Source organism: Ralstonia sp. 25mfcol4.1 (assembly GCF_900104095.1).
Classification (GTDB): domain Bacteria; phylum Pseudomonadota; class Gammaproteobacteria; order Burkholderiales; family Burkholderiaceae; genus Cupriavidus.
This window is the reverse complement of record NZ_FNJO01000003.1, coordinates 1-16815: the sequence shown is the minus strand read 5'-3', so window position 1 is coordinate 16815 and position 16815 is coordinate 1. Positions and strand designations below refer to the sequence as shown.

15 protein-coding genes and 1 pseudogene are annotated in these 16815 nt (G+C 65.4%); 7 read left to right on the top strand and 9 right to left on the bottom strand.

Annotated features, from left to right (window positions below; genetic code table 11):
* Window positions 1-8 precede the first annotated feature (8 nt).
* Entirely contained in the window at window positions 9-1160 is a 1152-nt protein-coding gene (locus tag BLQ58_RS06125; protein WP_092595594.1) for an aromatic ring-hydroxylating oxygenase subunit alpha, read from the top strand.
* An 81-nt stretch (window positions 1161-1241) separates the two neighbouring features.
* Here BLQ58_RS06125 and BLQ58_RS06120 read toward each other — a convergent pair whose 3' ends face one another.
* A complete protein-coding gene (locus BLQ58_RS06120; protein WP_092595592.1) occupies window positions 1242-2321 on the bottom strand; it encodes an alkene reductase in 1080 nt (359 codons plus the stop codon).
* A gap of 129 nt (window positions 2322-2450) precedes the next feature.
* Between BLQ58_RS06120 and BLQ58_RS06115 the strand changes: the two genes are divergently transcribed.
* Both BLQ58_RS06115 and BLQ58_RS06110 read left to right on the top strand, forming a co-directional pair.
* The gene (locus tag BLQ58_RS06115) at window positions 2451-4034 is read left to right on the top strand and encodes a phospholipase D family protein (RefSeq protein WP_254775825.1); all 1584 of its coding nucleotides are present in this window, start codon (window positions 2451-2453) and stop codon (window positions 4032-4034) included.
* Window positions 4035-4337: 303 nt separating this feature from the next.
* A complete protein-coding gene (locus BLQ58_RS06110) occupies window positions 4338-5417 on the top strand; it encodes a phytanoyl-CoA dioxygenase family protein (protein ID WP_139186063.1) in 1080 nt (359 codons plus the stop codon).
* A 60-nt stretch (window positions 5418-5477) separates the two neighbouring features.
* Here BLQ58_RS06110 and BLQ58_RS06105 read toward each other — a convergent pair whose 3' ends face one another.
* The 8 genes from BLQ58_RS06105 to BLQ58_RS06070 all read right to left on the bottom strand — a co-directional run bounded on the left by BLQ58_RS06105 (window position 5478) and on the right by BLQ58_RS06070 (window position 13930).
* Window positions 5478-6065, bottom strand: coding sequence for a hypothetical protein (locus tag BLQ58_RS06105; RefSeq protein WP_092595588.1), 588 nt, complete (start codon window positions 6063-6065; stop codon window positions 5478-5480).
* A gap of 498 nt (window positions 6066-6563) precedes the next feature.
* Window positions 6564-7631, bottom strand: coding sequence for a 2-aminoethylphosphonate aminotransferase (locus BLQ58_RS06100; RefSeq protein WP_092595585.1), 1068 nt, complete (start codon window positions 7629-7631; stop codon window positions 6564-6566).
* Between the two features lie 36 nt (window positions 7632-7667).
* Entirely contained in the window at window positions 7668-8855 is a 1188-nt protein-coding gene (gene aepY, locus BLQ58_RS06095; protein ID WP_092595583.1) for a phosphonopyruvate decarboxylase, read from the bottom strand.
* Window positions 8852-10558 carry a phosphoenolpyruvate mutase gene (gene aepX, locus BLQ58_RS06090; RefSeq protein WP_092595581.1) on the bottom strand — a complete coding sequence of 569 codons (1707 nt, stop codon included), beginning with the start codon at window positions 10556-10558 and terminating at the stop codon, window positions 8852-8854. Before aepX ends, aepY begins: the two co-directional genes overlap by 4 nt.
* Complete coding sequence (locus BLQ58_RS06085; RefSeq protein ID WP_092595579.1) at window positions 10555-11310, bottom strand: phosphocholine cytidylyltransferase family protein; 756 nt, start codon at window positions 11308-11310, stop codon at window positions 10555-10557. The genes aepX and BLQ58_RS06085 overlap by 4 nt, the downstream gene beginning before the upstream one ends.
* 33 nt (window positions 11311-11343) lie before the next feature.
* On the bottom strand, window positions 11344-12411 hold the full coding sequence (locus tag BLQ58_RS06080) for a lysylphosphatidylglycerol synthase domain-containing protein (RefSeq protein ID WP_092595577.1): 1068 nt from the start codon (window positions 12409-12411) through the stop codon (window positions 11344-11346).
* 8 nt (window positions 12412-12419) lie between these two features.
* The gene (locus BLQ58_RS06075) at window positions 12420-13241 is read right to left on the bottom strand and encodes a HalD/BesD family halogenase (protein ID WP_092595575.1); all 822 of its coding nucleotides are present in this window, start codon (window positions 13239-13241) and stop codon (window positions 12420-12422) included.
* A gap of 8 nt (window positions 13242-13249) precedes the next feature.
* Window positions 13250-13930 (bottom strand): CDP-alcohol phosphatidyltransferase family protein, encoded by a 681-nt coding sequence (locus BLQ58_RS06070; protein ID WP_092595573.1) that lies wholly within the window; start codon window positions 13928-13930, stop codon window positions 13250-13252.
* A gap of 233 nt (window positions 13931-14163) precedes the next feature.
* Here BLQ58_RS06070 and BLQ58_RS06065 point away from each other — a divergent pair, with 233 nt between their 5' ends.
* From BLQ58_RS06065 to BLQ58_RS06050, 4 genes and pseudogenes are all read left to right on the top strand, one after another.
* Window positions 14164-14538, top strand: a complete 375-nt coding sequence (locus tag BLQ58_RS06065; RefSeq protein ID WP_092595571.1) for an ArsR/SmtB family transcription factor — start codon at window positions 14164-14166, stop codon at window positions 14536-14538.
* On the top strand, window positions 14504-15475 hold the full coding sequence (locus BLQ58_RS06060; protein ID WP_092595569.1) for an SRPBCC family protein: 972 nt from the start codon (window positions 14504-14506) through the stop codon (window positions 15473-15475). Before BLQ58_RS06065 ends, BLQ58_RS06060 begins: the two co-directional genes overlap by 35 nt.
* A gap of 288 nt (window positions 15476-15763) precedes the next feature.
* Window positions 15764-16468 (top strand): glycoside hydrolase family 25 protein, encoded by a 705-nt coding sequence (locus BLQ58_RS06055; protein ID WP_092595567.1) that lies wholly within the window; start codon window positions 15764-15766, stop codon window positions 16466-16468.
* 134 nt (window positions 16469-16602) lie between these two features.
* Window positions 16603-16815: pseudogene (locus BLQ58_RS06050) on the top strand (IS5/IS1182 family transposase); the annotation flags it as partial.

The following is a 16815-nucleotide window of genomic DNA, read 5'->3' as shown; positions in this document are numbered from 1 at the left end:
CGTCCCGCATGTATGCAGAGTCTGCGCTAGACCGCCGTAACTCCGATCAGGGCACCGACCCGGCCGCAGCCGGCTCCGCGTCGCCCGTATCTCCTGCGTTGCCCGACGCGCCGCCGCGAGACCTGCGCCGTGTCCCCATCCATCCCGATTTCTGGTATCCGCTGGCCTGGTCGCGCGAGGTCAAGGCCGGCCGCGCCCATGGCGTGACATTCGCCGGCGACCCCATCGTGCTGGTGCGCACGGCCACCGGCAAGGTGTTCGCGCTGGAAGACCGCTGCGCGCACCGCCAGGTGCCGCTGCATGCCGGCGTGGTGGACGGCGAGTCGATCCGCTGCTGCTACCACGGCTGGACCTACGACTGCACCGGCCGCTGCATCGACGTGCCGTACCTGGGCAAGGAACGCCTGCCCAACGGCGTGCGCGCCTACCCGTGCCAGGAACGGGCCGGGCTGATCTTCGTGTTTCCGGGCGATCCGGGGCTGGCCGAGCAGAAGCCGCTGCCCGAGTTCGCCTCGGTGTCGGACCCCAAGTACAAGACCCGCCGCCTGGGCCGCGCGGTCAACTGCCACTATTCGTTCATGCACGAGAACCTGATGGACATGAACCATCAGTTCCTGCACCGCAAGCAGATGGGCATGATGCGGGCGCGCTCGCTGGGCCGCCGCCGTGGCGACGACTTTGTCGAGGTGGACTATGTGTTCGAGCGCGAGGGCGGCAAGCAGCCGGTGGGCGAGGCGCTGGTGTTCGGCAAGGACGGCGGCCAGAACAACAAGGACGTGATGACGGTCCGTACCGGCTATCCGTACCAGACGCTGCAGATCCGTTCGGGGTCCGGCACGCTGGTCATGGACCTGTGGATCGTCTATGTGCCGCTGGACGCCGCCCAGCGCACCAATCGCACGTTCGGCATGCTGTCGATCCGCCGGCCCGGCATTCCGCTGCTGCTGGATGCCGCCTGGCCGCTGCTGGTGTGGTTCACCGAGCGGATCTTCAAGGAAGACCGCGAGATCGTCGAGATGGAACAGGCGGCCCATGACCGCCAGGGCGAGGACTGGAACCACGAGGTGTTCCCTGTCATCAAGGAACTGCGCGATCTGCTGCGCCAGTGCGGCGCTCGCACGGTGATCCCTATCCACCCGGTGCCGGCCGGGCTGGGCTGAGCCGAGCCGCGTATTCCAGGCGCGCCCGGGTGCCGGGGGATGCTCCGGCACCCCGGGGCGTCCGGGATCCCCGGGGCAAACTCAGGCCTGGACGGCCTGGGCCAGCGTCGGATAGTCGGTGTATCCCTGGGCCGGCTGGCCCGGGCTGCCATACAGCGTGGCGGGGTCCACCGCGTTCAGCGCGGCACGCTGCTTCAGGCGATCCACCAGATCCGGGTTGGCGATATAGGCGCGGCCAAATGCCACCGCGTCGGCGTTGCCGCTTGCGAGCACGGCCTGTGCGGCATCCTGGTCGAACCCGTCATTGGCAATGACTGCACCGCCAAACGCCTGTTTCAGCTGCCCCAGCAGCGCACCTTCCCCCTGCGTTTCCCGAACGAACAGGAAGCCAAGCCCGCGCTGGCCCAGCGCCTGGGCCACATAGCCAAATGTTTGCGCCGGCTGCGTCTCGCTCATCGAATGGCTTGGCGAACGCGGGGCCAGGTGCACGCCCACGCGGTTGGGGCTCCAGACCGCCGTGACGGCGTCTGCCACTTCCAGCAGGATGCGGGCGCGGTTTTCGACCGATCCACCGTAGGCATCGGTGCGGGTGTTGCTGCCGTCCTGCAGGAACTGGTCCAGCAGATAGCCGTTGGCGGCATGGATCGTCACGCCGTCGAAGCCGGCGGCCTTGGCATTGGCTGCGGCGCGCCCGAAATCGGCCACCACCTGCCCGATTTCCTCCACGGTCAGCGCGCGCGGCACCACGAAGGGGCGCTGCGGACGCAGCAGGCTGACGTTGCCGCCAGCCGCGATGGCGCTGGGCGCCACGGGCGTGCGGCCATCGAGCAGGCTCGGGTCCGAAATGCGGCCCACATGCCACAGCTGGGCCACGATTCGGCCACCGGCCTGGTGTACGGCATCGGTCACCTGTTTCCAGCCGGCAACCTGTTCGTCGGACCACAGGCCCGGCACGTTCTGGTAGCCCACGCCATCGGGCGACACGGGCACCCCTTCGGAAATGAGCAGCCCGGCGCTGGCGCGCTGGGCGTAGTACTCGGCCATCAACGCGTTGGGAACATGTACCGGGTCGGCAGCGCGCAGACGCGTCAGCGGCGCCATCACGATACGGTTGGGCAGTTGCAGGTCACCAATCTGGAGCGGATCGAAAAGGGTAGTCATAAGCTTATGCGGCTGGGCTATAAAGCTTTCAAAATGAAAGTATCGAAAGCATAGCAGCGCGCGGTAAGATCGCTATCGTTGTTTCTGTACATGTCCGTTGTTCACGCTGGAACAATCACGGGAGGGGGCATGATGGATGTCACGCACGCTGCGCTCAGGCAGGTGGGTCGGCCGCTGATGGTGATACTGGCGCTGCTGATGAGCGCCTGCGCCGGGTTGCCGCAACGGCCGCCGCTGGCGCCCGAGACGGCACTGCAGGATACCGGCGACACCGTGCTGGCGCGCGGCATGGCCCCCAGGCTGGCCCAGCATCCGGGCCAGTCGGCGTTCTATCCGCTGCTGTCCGGCACCGACGCACTGGCGATGCGGATCGCCCTGGCGCGCACCGCGCAACGCAGCCTCGACGTCCAGTACTACATCTTCGATGCCGATAACACCGGCCTGACGCTGCTGGCCGAGATCATGGCCGCCGCCGACCGGGGCGTGCGGGTGAGGGTGCTGCTGGACGATATCCACCTGGCGCGGCAGGACCGCGCGCTTTCGGCCGTGGACGCCCATCCGAACGTCGAAGTGCGGGTGTTCAATCCGTTCGCCAGCCGCAACGTGCGGCTGTTCGAGTACGTGACAGATTTCCGGCGCATCAACCGCCGCATGCACAACAAGTCGTTGACGGCCGACAACCAGCTGACCATCGTCGGCGGCCGCAATATCGGCGACCAGTACTACGGCGCGGCGGACACCGATTTCACCGATCTCGACCTGCTGGCCGCCGGGCCGGTGGTGCCAGAGGTGTCCGCCGTATTCGACGACTTCTGGAACAGCGAGGCCGTGTATCCGCTATCGGCGATGGCCAAGCCGCTGAGCGGCGACGAGGCGGCCACCCAGCAGCAGAAGCTGCGCACCTACCTGGACGAGCACGCCGTGAACATGCGCGCCACGCCATACGGGCAGTCGCTGCTGGAAACCGGCATCGTGCAGTTGCTGCGCGACAACAAGCTGCCCGAGTACTGGGGGCAGGCCACCGTGATTGCCGACCGCGCGGCCAAGGTGCTGCTGCCGCCCGAGGACGATTCGACGCACGCGATTCCCAAACTGGTGAAGTTCATGGAGACCGCGCAGCACGACCTGACGCTGATCTCGCCCTACTTCGTGCCGCCGGAATCGGCCATGAAATGGCTGACGGACATGCAGAAGCGCGGGGTGCAGGTACGCATCCTGACCAACTCCTACGGCGCCACCGACGTCTCGGCGGTCCACGCCGGCTATGCGCCCAAGCGCAAGGCGCTGCTCAAGGCCGGGGTGATCCTGTACGAACTGAAATCCACCGCCTATGCCGAGATGGCCAGGCAGAAGCGCCACCGCGGCCCGGGCGGCAGCAGCCGTGCCAGCCTGCACGCCAAGACCTATATGGTCGACCGCCACGAACTGTTTATCGGATCGCTGAACCTGGACCCGCGCTCGGCACGGCTCAATACAGAGATGGGCATCGTCGTCGACAGCAAGGAACTGTGCGACGTGCTCGCGCAGGGCGTCGACGATGCGCTGCTGGACGCGGCGTACCAGGTCGTGCTCAGCGACGACGGGGAATCGCTGCAGTGGGTAACCCGCGAGGGCGGGGTGGTGCGCACCTACACCAGCGAACCCGATATGAACGGGTGGGACAAGTTCAAGCAGGGCGTGCTGCGGATGCTGCCCGTCGAGGAGCAGTTGTAGGGCGAGGCGTTGCCCGATTTTCTTCTCTTTCCCTCATTTCGCCTCATTTCGCCTCATTCCGCTTCATTTCGGCGGCCCATCGGGCAATGGCGTCGTCCTGCCATGAAATGCGTGCCGTGTCGAGCCCCGCGCCCAGAGGCTTGGTGCTGCCCCCAACATAACGGGTCGCCATTCATCAGATACAGCGTGTCGAAGGATCTAGGATAAAAGGGCCGGTATCCCGGCCCTGGGGTATCCCATTGATTGACAGAAACATTATCAGTTTGTCCAGAATGGCACCGATAGCGCGGCCATGATGCAGCCATGGCGAACAATCTCAATCCTCAGAACAATCATGACATGAGATTGCATATTCAAGGGAGAGAACCCATGCATAATGTTCAGGAACGCTACCAGATCGATTCCGGTGGCATCAAATGCTTCAATCAGGGATTCCTCGATGTCGACCCCGCCGTGATTGCCTCGGCACTCCAGGAAAAGGGATATTTCAGTTTCGAGTCGGCCATCACGGAAGAAGCCCTGGCAGCCATCGAGAAATCCGCAACGGCCAAAAGGTTCGGCCTCAATCATAATGACGTGACCGGTGTCTATGCGGGGCGACAGTACTACTTCGTCAATCTGCTGGCGAAGTCGAAAGTCTTTTACGATTTCTGTACGTCGGATTTTGTTTTCGATGTATGCAGAAGTTATTTGGGTAAGGTCTTCAGACTGAAATCGTTAAGGTACTACGAAACACTTGGCGGTTATGCCATGCAATGGCATACGGATAACAAAACCGACAAGGGTACTGCCCAAATACCTGGCCTCATCTTCATTTTCTACGTATCCGACGTTGCTGATGGCGAGTTTCAGTATATCGAGGGCTCTCATCACTGGTCCGGGGAAAAGGCTTATTCCGATTATTCCGAAGACTTCATCAGCAGGAATTACGCCGACAAGATCGTTTCATTCAAATATCCACGGGGCTCGCTGATCATATACAACACGTATGGTATTCATCGAGCCAAGCCAGTGCTCGACCGGAGATTCATCAGGAAGAGCGTATTTTTCCAAGTGGACAGCGAGATCACCAACAGCGAACCCATCATCATCAATCCAAATTTTGTGGAAAACCTTTCGGAGGACGTCAAGACCTATCTCGGATTTGGCAGCCAATCGGAGTACGAGATCTTTCCCACGACGAATCTCCTCACGCTTGACAGCAGCCAATGCAGCGCGCTCCATATCGTATCCATCCTGCTCAAAAGATGGTTTGTGGAAAATGCCCGCGCGAGCATGAGGCGGTTTCCGATTCTCCGAAAAGTCAGAGCGTCACTGCAGAGCGGCCTGTCATTCGCCAGGCAGCGCAAGGCCCACGCCGCCAAAGAGGCGCTGCCGGAATGATTCGACTGGGGCGGTACGGGCGCCGGGTTTGCGCCCGGCGCGGGCAATTGCCGGGCGGCGTTATTTGCCGGCTTCAGGCCGTATCGAAATCGCCGTGGCCTCTGTATAGACCGCCTCGATCCGATCTCCCTTCTTGATTTTGGCCAGGCGATCCGGATCTTCGACCATCAGGTCTACCGTGTGCCCCTTTGGACCCTTCACAGTGACGGTCCTGGCGTCGGCGTTCACTGCGACGACGTCTGCCGTGACGGTCACCTCCCGGCCCATCGTTCCTCCGGGCTTGGCGCCGGGCACGGAGCGGTCGGAAATCACGCGTTCGTGCCGGGCCAGCGGGCCACTTCCCTTTTTCAGGCTGAGTGTCAGGGCTTCCTTGTATTCCACCGTGACGACATCGCCGAGATGCAGTTGGTCGAAATTCCGCGCCTCTTCTCCGACCACCACGTCCATTTCCTTGCCCTTGTCTGTCTTTAGCGTGACGGTTCTCGTCACGGGGACGATCTTGACAATCTTGGCCGTCGTCGTCGCGGTCCCTGTGGCCGTCATATGGTCGGGCCCTCGCGTCACATCCACCTTGGCTTCCGGCTGCGCCCATGCGGGACAGGCTACCGCCATCATCACGGCGAGGCCCATCAGCGTTCTGCTTGTCATGGCGTTCTCCTTCTTGTTCTCACGGGACTGCGAGGGTCCGCGTGTTGGTCGCGCTTCCGTCGCACTTCAGCTTAGGTCATTCGCGCAACAACGCCGACAGGATCGCAGCACGCCAGCGCGCGACCGCAAGGGGCCGTCCCCGGCGGCTCGACCGGCGTCATCGGCGGCAAACTTCATCGGCCTCAAGAGGGGGATCGGGGAGGGCTGTAGTCAGATGCTGCGCACATTTCGTATGCGCCCGCATCCGTTGCAGATGCCGACCCGCGGCACGCCAGCGTCATGTGGCTCTTGATACATGGAGACGGGCGCGCGGTCGGCGGAACAGCCTCGGACCGCGCAAGCGCGCTCGATGCGCACGGCAAGGTGCCCATCGCCGTCAGGCTGGCGGACGGTGAGGGCGGGTCTACGGCCCGCCCTGATGGAGGGAGTCCGGATCCGGCGGAACCGGATCCGCAGGCATGCCGTGGCTGACAGGACCGTCATCCACGGCGCTGCCGATCAACGATGCAGCAGTTCGCGGAAGCCGGCGATCAGCCGGTGCATGTCGGCCGCCGTTAGCGCGCCCATGGTCGAAATCCGGAACAGCTGCGAAGACAGGCCGCCCTGGCCCGCATAGATCACGAAGCCGCGCGCCTTGAGGCCGTCGTGCAGTTGCTCGTACGTGACGCCTTGCGGCAGCTTGTACGCGCGCAGCACCACCGACGACTGGGCTGCCGGCCACAACGCCTCGATGCCCAGCGCCGCCAGGCCGCTGCGCACTTCCTCGGCCAGTGCGGCGTAGCGTTGGTGGCGCGCCTGCCAGCCGCCTTCGTCGCTGTGCTCGCGCAGCGCCTCCACCAGCGCATAGAACGCGTGGACGGACGGTGTGAACGGCGTGTTGCGCTGGTCCTGCTGCTTCGCGTACCGGGCGATATCCAGGTAGTACGTACGGCTCACCGCATTGGCCAGCGCCGCGCGGCGCACGATCACGAAGGCCGCGCCGGGCACGCCGTGCAGGCACTTGTTGGCGGTGGCTGCCACGGCGTCGATATTGCCGCTGAAGTCGATGGCCTCGGCGCCGAAGCTGCTTACCGTATCGGCCAGCAGGCGCACGCCGCGCGCCTGGCACAGCGCGTCAATGGCCGGCAGGTCGTTCAGGCGGCCCGTGGTGGTCTCGTGATGGATCACGGCCAGGTGGGTGATGGCCTTGTCAGCCCCCAGCGCCGCGTCGATGCGGGCCAGGTCCGGCGCTTCCATCCATTCATGCTTCACCACCGTGTGCGGGATCTGGTACTGCGTGGCGATCTGCGCGATGCGCTCGCCATAGACGCCGTTCTGCACGATCAGCAGCTTGCCTTGCGCCGGGACCAGCCCGGCGATCATGCTTTCCAGCGCCGCCGTGCCGGAACCGCTCATCAGCACCGCCGTCCAGGTGGCGGGGTCGAGCCGGTAGATGTCGAGCAGCCGCTGGCGTGCTTCGTCCTGCAGGTCGAAGAACTCGCTTTCGCGGTGGCAGAGGTCTGTTTGCAGCAGGCTCTTGCGGACGCGTTCGGACAGCGTTACCGGGCCGGGATTCAGAAGCAGCATGCGTTCTCTCAAGCGGATTTGGAGTCAGGCGTTGGATCAGGCGTAATTGGCGTTGCCCTGGTCGGCGCCGATCTGGCGGCCCAGGCGCGTGGACACCTGCACGGGCGTCACCGACGGGCGCGGCAGGTCGTCCGGCGAGCCGGGGCGCGTCTGCAGGCACACAAAGTTCGGGCCCGCCGTGGCCGTGGCTGCGCGGGCCAGGACGTCGTCGAGCATGGCCAGGTTGTCGCCCTCGATGGCCGACGCGTAGCCACACGCCGCCGCCACGCCGGCGAACGACACGTTGTGCGACACCGTGGCCTGTCCGCCCGTGGAATCGTGGGCGTTGTTGTCCAGCAGCACGTGCGTCAGGTTGGCCGGGCCATAAGCGCCCAGCGTGGCAAACACGCCCATGCGCATCAGCGCGGCGCCGTCGCCATCGACCGCCACCACCTTCAGGTCCGGGCGCGCCAGGGCCAGCCCCAGCGCGAACGGCGTCAGGCAGCCCATCGATCCCACCATGTAGAGCTGGTTCGGCCGGTCGTCCAGCGCGTAAAGCTCGCGGCCGCAAAAGCCGGTCGATGCCAGCACCACGGTCGAATCGACCGGCGTATGGGCAATCACGCGCTGCAGCGCGTCCGTGCGGCTGGGCAGCGTGGCCGCACCGGTGCGGGACACCTCCGGCAGCGCCTTGTCTCGCGCGATCGGGCCCTTCTGCGACTTGAGCGGGTAGGGCGCGACGCTGCCCTTCTGCATGATCAGCGCGTACGGGCGGCCGGTGGCGTCCATATGGGCGATGGCCCGATCCAGTGCCGGGCCCACGGCCTCCGGCTCGGTCGGGAACAGTTCCCACGGGATGTCCATCGTGTCGAGCATCTGCGGCGTCACCGGGCCCATCAGCGCGTGCTGCGGTTCGTCCGATGCGCCGCCCGGCTGGCCGCGCCACGTGACGATCAGCAGCTGCGGCAGGCGGAACGTCCAGGTCAGCGACGTGAGCGGGCTCACCGCGTTGCCCAGGCCCGAGTTCTGCATCATCGTGATGCCGCGCACGCCATTGCGCGCACCCTGCGTCACCCCGGCGATGAACGCCACGGCATCGCCCTCGTTGGCGGCCGACACGTAGTGCAGCGACGGATCCTGCACCACGTAGTTGATGAACGGCGTCAGGTACGAGCAGGGCACGCCCGCATACCACGCGAAGCCGCGCTCGCGCGCGGCTTCCACGAACTGGACCGCCTCGATCATTGAGCAGCCTCGCCGTTGCCCACCGCGAACGGCGTCTGGCCGTGCGCGAAATCGCCGGCGCGGCGGAAGTCGTCCAGGTCGTTCACGCCACGCCAGTGGCCGTGCACGTACTTGACTTCCACCTGCTCGCCGGCGGCGACCAGCGCGTTGAGCAGGTCGGGCAGGTCGAGCTTGTCGAAGTCCGGGCGCTGGCGCAGTTCGCCCAGCAGCGTCTGCAGGCGCGCACGGCCTTCGCCACGCACGTTCATCAGGCCGATCCAGCGGCCGTGCGGGGCGTCGCCTGCCGGCACGTCGTCCGAGATCTTCTTCAGCAGCACCTTCTGGCCGAACAGGTCGCGGTCGTCCGATGCCGTGCACCAGGCAAAGTCACGCACGCTCTGGTTCGACGGCGCCGATTCCGACGAATCGATCACCACGCTGAACGGCGCATCGGTGTCCACCAGATCGCGCAGGATGTAGCTGCGGAACAGCAGGTCGCCGTAGGCGATCACGGTGTCGTTCTGCAGCGTGTCGGCGGCGGCGGCCAGCGACGCCAGCTCGCCGGTTTCGGCATAGCGGTCGTTGCGCACCAGATTGATGCCGGCCGCGTCGATGGCTTCGGCCTTGTAGCCGCCCACCACCGTGATGTCGTTGATGCCCTGGTTCTTGAAGCCGTCCACCAGCCAGCGCAGCAGCGGCTTGCCGGCCACCGGCAGCATGACCTTGGGCTTGTCCTCGGTCAGGGCCTCCAGGCCCTTGCCACGGCCCGCCGCCAGCACCACGGCCGAACCCGGTGCCTGGCCGCCGGTCAGGTAGATCTTCTCGGCGGCCGAGTATTCGTCGGCATCCTGCAGGCGGAAGATCTCGTTGACGGTGGCGATGCGGTCTTCCACATTGACCAGCGTCTGGTTCTCGTAGATGTCCTTCGCCACGGCCTGCATGCCCGACGCCGCCACGCGGATCAGGTGGTTGGCCCAGATGATCAGGCTGATGCCAGCCTTGCGGAACACGTCCGTCGGCGTGCTGTAGTACTTGGTCGGCACGATCACCAGCGGGGCGCGGTTGCCCCATTCGCGCGCGAACGTCACGATCTCGTCCGCCTTCGACAGCTTGCTGTGGATCAGGATGGCGTCCGCGCCAGCCTGGCGGTAGGCTTCGGCGCGGCGCAGCGCCTCTTCCATGCCCCAGCCCGCGATCAGGGCTTCCACGCGGGCCACGATCGAAAAGTTGTCGTCGGCCTGCGAATCCTTGCCGGCCTTGATCTTGCCGCAGAACTCGTCGATATCGGCCAGCGGCTGCTGCTCGCCGCCGATGAAGCTGTTGGTCTTCGGGAAGATCTTGTCTTCGATGCAGACACCGGCAATGCCGCGCTGCTCCAGCTTGCGAACCAGGCGGCGCACGTTGTTGAAGTTGCCGTAACCGGTATCGCCGTCCAGCAGGATGGGCAGGTCGCTGGCGTCGGCCATGAATTCCAGGTTGTCCACCACCTGGGTCCAGCTGGCCTCGTTGTTGTCGCGCACGCCGAACTGGGCCGAAATGGCGAGGCCGGACGCCCAGATGCCCTTGAAGCCGGCCTCGCGCACGATGCGCGCGGACAGGCCGTTGTGGGCTTCCATGATGAATTCAAGCTCGTTCGAGAGCAGCATCTGCCGCAGGCGCGCGGCGCGCGACAGGGGCGCCGAAGTACCGGAGGTGGCGAGCAGGTTCGGGTCGATGGCGTTCATTGGGCGATTCCTACGGGCAGAAGTTGGGGCAGGACTTCAACGGCTGCGCGCGAGACGTCGCCGGGGAAATCGATTTCGATCCAGGGGGCGCCGGTCACGTCGGCAGTGTCGAATACGTGGGACTGTTCCAGCAGCAGGTCGCGCACGGCTTCCTCGTGCGGCATGTTGGCGCGGCCCGAGTCGACGTAGCCCTTGACGATCTCGGCCAGACGGCGCGCGCAGTCTTCCTTGAAGCGGAAGAAGCCCACCGACTCACCGATCGTGTCGTACTGCAGGTCGGCCATGAGCTGCTTGCGCAGTTCCACGGGCACGCCGTCTTTCAGGCACAGCTTCACGGGCTCGTCGCCGGCTTCGAAGTCGCGGTCGATCAGCAGGCGGTTCACGGTATCGCCGGCCACCAGCTTGGTCATGATGCGCTCGTCGTAGAGCACGTCGGCGTCCATCAGCAGCACGTCGCCGCCGCGCGTCATGGCATCGGCCACGGTATGCACGGTCAGCACGCTGCCCAGGTCGTAGCGCGTGTTGATCACGATTTCGAGGTCGCGGCCGATACGGGCCAGCTCTTCCTTGACCTGGTCCGGCTCGAAGCCGAGCGCCAGCACCACTTCGGTCACGCCGGCGGCGTCAAGCAGGCGCAGGTGACGTTCGAGCAGCGTCAGCCCGTCAAAGCGCAACAGGCATTTCGGGAACTGCTTGCCCGGCTGTTGCTGAAGTCGCAGGCCAAGGCCCGCGGCAAGAATGATTGCTCGCATCACGTTGTTCTCATGAGAAATGAATGGTCCGCGCTAGCCCCGCTCAGCCGCCAGGGCGTGCGCGGCGCGACGGCGCTGGAACTTCCGTTCGCTGAAATGCAGATACACCAGTCCGGGAATGCCGAGCACCAGCTCGCGCACCCGCTTGGCCAGCGACAGCGCCAGCGCGGCATCGGGCGGCAGGCCCACCAGCGGCGCCAGCAGCAGGTAGCCGCCTTCCTGCGCACCGAGCGACCCCGGAATGGCAAACGCGGCACCCCGAATGGCCTGGCCCACGCTTTCGAGCAGCAGCGCCTCATGCCAGTCCACCGGATGCCCCAGGAAATAAAGAATCAGCCAGACCTCGCCGGTGCCGGCGACCCAGCCCAGCAGGTTAAGCCCGAAGCTGGCCGCCACCTTTTTGCGGTCGCGATAGAGTTCCCGAATCGCACTGTCCACGGCGTCGGCACGCAGCGCCAGCCCGGCCCAGCGGCCCGGTTTGGCGTTGCTGCCGTCGCCAGGCCGGGGATCGGCGGCATCGGCATCCGTGGCCTCGGCGCGCTTGCCGAACAACTTCTGCCCGATGCGCATCATGCGGCCAAACATCCCACGCCGCTGCAGCACGCAGAACGCCAGCACGCAGGCGCCCAGCACCACGGTGACGGCGATGATCGGGGTACGGTACTCGGACATGTCGCCGTTGGCGCCGAACACGGCAATGCCCAGCAGCGCGAACAGCATCTGCGACAGCGCCTGGGTGGTGGTGCTGACCGTGATGGCGGCCGCCGCGTCGCGCATGCGCGCGCCGCGATGCGACAGGTAGCGCACCATCAGCACCGGACCGCCGATCTGGCCGGCCGGCAGCAGGCTGTTGACCGATTCGCCGGTCCAGCGGGCCTTGAGCGCGCTGCAGAACGATCCGTGGCGGGTCTTGCGGTCCAGCAGCACGGCAATGGCGCCGGCATCGAGCGCCAGCGGCACCAGATGGAACGCGGCCACCACGGCCAGCCCCCAGCCGGCCGACATCAGCGTGGTGGTCACCGCGCCAAAGCCCTGCCAGGCCAGCAGCCCGACAAACAGCGCCGCGCCTACCGACAGAAGAATGAAAGCTGCACGATTCACGCTGCCGACTACCTCGCTGACTTCCCGCCCAGCAGGCGTCGGAACACCTGGCGGAACCCGAAGTACGCCACGGCGTCCTTCATGTTCGAGATGAAGCGCAGCCACGGGCGCATGCCCGGATCGGTCACATATTCAAAGGTCAGCGACACGCGGATCTCGTTCGGGCCCGCAGGCGTGATGCGGTGCCGCAGCTTGTCGCCGTCGAACAGCACGATGCCGCCCGGCGGGATCTGCACCGAACCCGGTTCGTCGGCGATATCGGGATTGCGCGTGTGCAGTTCGTAGTCGAGCCGGCAGGTCGATTCGTCCAGCACGCCGATCAGCAGCGTGTAGCGGCGGCCGTCGTAGTACGACGTGTCGTAGTGCCAGCCGATGTGGTCGCCCTGGCGCGTGTAGTAATAGAGCGCGTAGGCGTGCGGATCGGTTTCCGGGCAGGCCTGGAGCTTGTCGCCGGTCACGGCTTCCAGCCAGCCGATCAGCGCCTTCGAGCGGTACAACTCGGCTATGAACGGCGCCTTCTCGTCGATCGTGTGGCGGCTGACGCTGCCGCCCTGCTTGTGGCCGGGCAGGTAGTTGCGGTTCAGGCCAGACTGCAGCGAGCGGGCCAGCGCCACCAGTTGGGCGGTTTCGTCCGGGCCCAGGAACTTGTCCAGGTACAGGAACGCGCCCTGGCGGTCGAAGTCCTGGCGCAGGGCGGGGGTGTCCAGTTGCGACACCACGCCGGCCACGGCGGCGTCCGGGCGGCGCGTGGCCGGACGTGCGGTCGCGGGTTCGGCTTCGCGCGCCAACTGCGGGGCGATGGCGATGTCGCCGGTAACTTGCTCTGGCATGGGCTGCCTCAGTGTTCGGTGGAGGTTGCGACTGGCCGGGGGCGCCGCATGACTCGCCAGTAATCGATGATGACCAGTACGGCAAAGAGCGGGGCGCCGATCGAGGCGGCGGTCAGGAAGGGACCGATGCCATCCGTCAGCGTCACCAGCGGCAGCAGGTACAGCACGTCTTCGGTCTCGAATCCGCCAGCCGATGCCTGCTTGGTGCCACTTTTGCCAACCCGCGATTCTATACGCATGCGCAGGAAGAAGATCAGCGCCACGGCAAGGCCCGCGATCGTGCCGCGCAGGACCGGCCCGAAAACACCCGGCGTGCCGACTGGCGCGGTCGTATTGGCCACGGCCATGCCGAAGCTGACGAACAGCAGCACCGTAATCAGCGCGTCGCTGGCCAGGTCGTAAAAGTGGCCGATCTTGCTCGATTTGCCACTGATTCTCGCCAGTTCGCCGTCGGTATGGTCGACGAAGTTCGAAATGACGACGAGCAGCGCGCCCCAGTTGGTCCACGCGTAGCCACCCTGCGCAATGCAGGCGATGCCGGCGACGCCGATCAGCAGCCGCAGCGTGGTCAGGTGGTTCGGGGAGACACGGGTGTTCTTGAGGGGCCGCACCAAATGGCGGGCAAGGCGGGCATCCCAGGTGGACGGCAAGGGCGGTTCATCCGGGTATTTAGGGGATTTCTGGTTCATCCGTCAAAACTGATCTGGAGGGGCGGCTCCGGCACTTCGGCGCGCCAGGCGATGCGGAACACTACGCCTACGACGCCCGAAAGACAAGTTCACCAGAATACGCCCTTTCCCGCACCCGTGCAGCGGGGGCGGGTCAAGGACGTTCCATGGCGGATTTCGCGCGCGCCGTCGCTCCGGGCGAACCTGTCACTAAAGTTCTTGCTTAACTATTGGATGTCTCTATACTAAAGGACATGCTTAACTATTCCGATCCTCTCGACGCCACGTTCCAGGCATTGGCCGACACCACGCGGCGCACGATGCTTGTTCAACTGGCACGCGGACCGCTGTCGGTCTCGGACCTGGCCAAGCCGCTGGCGATGTCGTTGCCGGCGGTGATGCAGCACCTGTCGGTGCTGGAACAGGCTGGGCTGGTCAGCACCGAGAAGGTCGGTCGGGTACGTACCTGCCGCATGGCGCCCAATGCGCTGAGCGAGGCAGAGCAGTGGATCAGCGCCCGCCGCGCCGAATGGGAAGGCCATTTCGACCGCCTGGGCGAATACCTGGAAACCATGAAAAAGGAGGCAGCATCCGATGGCACCCGCGACCGCAACCGTAACGAAGACTGATACGCCGCAGCACGCCCCGCACCGGCTGACCATATCGCGCGCCTTCAACGCCCCGCGCGACCTCGTTTTCAAGGCCTGGAGCACGGCCGAGCACCTGAAGCACTGGTTCTGCCCGCAGGGCTTCACCGTGCCGGCCTGCGAGATCGAGTTCCGTCCGGGCGGCAAGTTCGACCTGTGCATGCGGTCGCAAGGCGGCGAATTCGAGCACTGGATCCGGGGCCACTTCGTCGAGGTCATGCCGCACGCGCGGCTGGTGATCGACATGACCGTAGTCACCGTCGATGGCAAGCCGCTGTTCAACGCCCTGACGACGGTCGGCTTCGAAACCGTCTGCGGCGGCACCGAGATGAGCGTGACGCAGGACTACACCTTGCTCGATCCGTCGGCCGGCGACTTCACCCGTGGCGCCGAGGAGGGCTGGAAGCAGACGCTGGACCGCCTGGCGCAGGAAGTGGCCCGTATCGTCGCCGAAGCGCCGCCGCGCTCGGTGGCCCATGGCACCTTCTCGATTTCGCGCACTTTCGAGGCCCCGCCGGCCCTCGTGTTCCGCGCGCTCAGCGACCCGGCCGCCAAGGCCGAGTGGTTCCACGGCGGGCAGGGATACCAGACCGTGTCGCGCGCCATGGACGTGCGGCCCGGCGGCCGCGAGCATCTGCAGGGCAAATGGGATAACGGGCTGGTGTCGACGTTCGACGCGGTGTATTTCGACGTGATTCCGAACGAGCGGCTGGTCTACAGCTACGAGATGCACATGGGCGAACGCAAGATCTCGGTGTCGCTGGCGGTCTTCGAACTGAAAGCCGTGGGGCAGGGCACGCAGCTGACGCTGACCGAGCATGGCGCATTCCTGGACGGCTACGACGATGCGGGCTCGCGCGAGCACGGCTCGGGGCTGCTGCTCGATGCAATCGGTGAATGGGTCAGGCAGGCACGCTGAAGCTCGGGAGCCTCAAGAACAGGAAGGGACCGTGGCGTGGCACGGCGGCCGCGCGAGAAAAATCGCGTGTAACTCAGCCTTGAAAAATCGGCAGCACGAAGTCATCCACCTGGCTGAGATGGTTTACCCGACCCGTTGCCTATGCTTCCCAACGGGTGAGCGAGGGCGGTTGCCGGATGTCCGGCGGCGCGCCCTCGCAGGCCCGGGTGTGCGTGGCGCATACGGCTGGCGAGGCGGCTGGCCGGCGCCTGCGCCGTAGCTTGACTGCACCGAATCCGGGAGCTTGCGATGCCAGAGACCCTGCCAGGATCGATCGATGTGATCATCGATATCCACCATGACAACCACTTCGATGCCGTCAAGCTCAGGAATGCAGGGGTCAGGGCAGTGATCCACAAGGCCAGCGAGGGCGCTACGTTCAAGGACCCGGTCTATCGCGAGCGTCGCGAGCAGGCACTGGCCGCCGGGCTGCTGTGGGGCGCCTACCACTTCTCCAGCGCCCGCCCGGCCGCCGATCAGGCGAAGAACTTTCTCGATGCCACGCAGGCAGGGGATCCCGACGTGGACAATCGCGCCACGCTGTTCTGCCTGGATTTCGAACCCAGTTCGAGCGGGCCGGACATGACGCTGGCGCAGGCCCATGACTTCGTGGCCCGGGTCCGGGACAAGACCGGCCGCTGGCCAATGATCTACGGCGGCAACATGCTGCGCGACGCCGTGCAGGCACATGGCGCCGACCCCATCCTCAAGAATTGCCCGCTCTGGTACGCGCGGTACCGAGGCGAGCCGATCGGCATTCCGATGGATACCTGGCCGCACTTCACACTCTGGCAATACACCGACGGCAGGCTCGGGCCCCCGCCACATGCGTTTGCCGGAATGACCGCGACCGATCGCGACTGCTACCTGGGAACCGAAGCCGCACTCAAAAACGCATGGCCGTTTGCCGATTATTTCAAGACGGCACCCGGCGCGAATGACCAGAACGGATAGCCGGCGCGGTGTGCGGCCGGCCCGGATCGCCTGCGGCCTAGCAGGCTGCTGAAATACCTCGAGCCATAGTCGGCGCGCGGACATGTTCAAACGTTGATCTGAGAACTCGACACGATCCACTTTCCCAACATCGCATGCGCGGCGCCGACACCTTCACCGAAAGCTTGTTCACAATGCGGCGGCTGGACGATTTCGTACCGAAGTCTCATCCACTGCGTTCGATCCGGACGATGGCCAATCTGGCACTGGCGAAGATGGATCGGCTGTTCGCCGAGATGTATGAGGCCGACATCAAAGGCGGTCGCCCGAGCATCGCACCGGAGAAGCTGTTGCGGGCGATGCTGTTG

What these genes read in the sequence shown, in the direction of transcription:
- BLQ58_RS06055 (WP_092595567.1), top strand. Translation starts at nt 15,764, where the DNA reads ATGCCAGAGACCCTGCCAGGATCGATCGATGTGATCATCGATATCCAC.
- BLQ58_RS06075 (WP_092595575.1), bottom strand. Translation starts at nt 13,241, where the DNA reads ATGCCAGAGCAAGTTACCGGCGACATCGCCATCGCCCCGCAGTTGGCG.
- BLQ58_RS06070 (WP_092595573.1), bottom strand. Translation starts at nt 13,930, where the DNA reads ATGAACCAGAAATCCCCTAAATACCCGGATGAACCGCCCTTGCCGTCC.
- BLQ58_RS06110 (WP_139186063.1), top strand. Translation starts at nt 4,338, where the DNA reads ATGGCGAACAATCTCAATCCTCAGAACAATCATGACATGAGATTGCAT.
- BLQ58_RS06125 (WP_092595594.1), top strand. Translation starts at nt 9, where the DNA reads ATGTATGCAGAGTCTGCGCTAGACCGCCGTAACTCCGATCAGGGCACC.
- aepY (WP_092595583.1), bottom strand. Translation starts at nt 8,855, where the DNA reads ATGATCGAGGCGGTCCAGTTCGTGGAAGCCGCGCGCGAGCGCGGCTTC.
- BLQ58_RS06120 (WP_092595592.1), bottom strand. Translation starts at nt 2,321, where the DNA reads ATGACTACCCTTTTCGATCCGCTCCAGATTGGTGACCTGCAACTGCCC.
- BLQ58_RS06060 (WP_092595569.1), top strand. Translation starts at nt 14,504, where the DNA reads ATGGCACCCGCGACCGCAACCGTAACGAAGACTGATACGCCGCAGCAC.
- BLQ58_RS06115 (WP_254775825.1), top strand. Translation starts at nt 2,451, where the DNA reads ATGATGGATGTCACGCACGCTGCGCTCAGGCAGGTGGGTCGGCCGCTG.
- BLQ58_RS06065 (WP_092595571.1), top strand. Translation starts at nt 14,164, where the DNA reads ATGCTTAACTATTCCGATCCTCTCGACGCCACGTTCCAGGCATTGGCC.
- BLQ58_RS06105 (WP_092595588.1), bottom strand. Translation starts at nt 6,065, where the DNA reads ATGACAAGCAGAACGCTGATGGGCCTCGCCGTGATGATGGCGGTAGCC.
- BLQ58_RS06100 (WP_092595585.1), bottom strand. Translation starts at nt 7,631, where the DNA reads ATGCTGCTTCTGAATCCCGGCCCGGTAACGCTGTCCGAACGCGTCCGC.
- BLQ58_RS06085 (WP_092595579.1), bottom strand. Translation starts at nt 11,310, where the DNA reads ATGCGAGCAATCATTCTTGCCGCGGGCCTTGGCCTGCGACTTCAGCAA.
- aepX (WP_092595581.1), bottom strand. Translation starts at nt 10,558, where the DNA reads ATGAACGCCATCGACCCGAACCTGCTCGCCACCTCCGGTACTTCGGCG.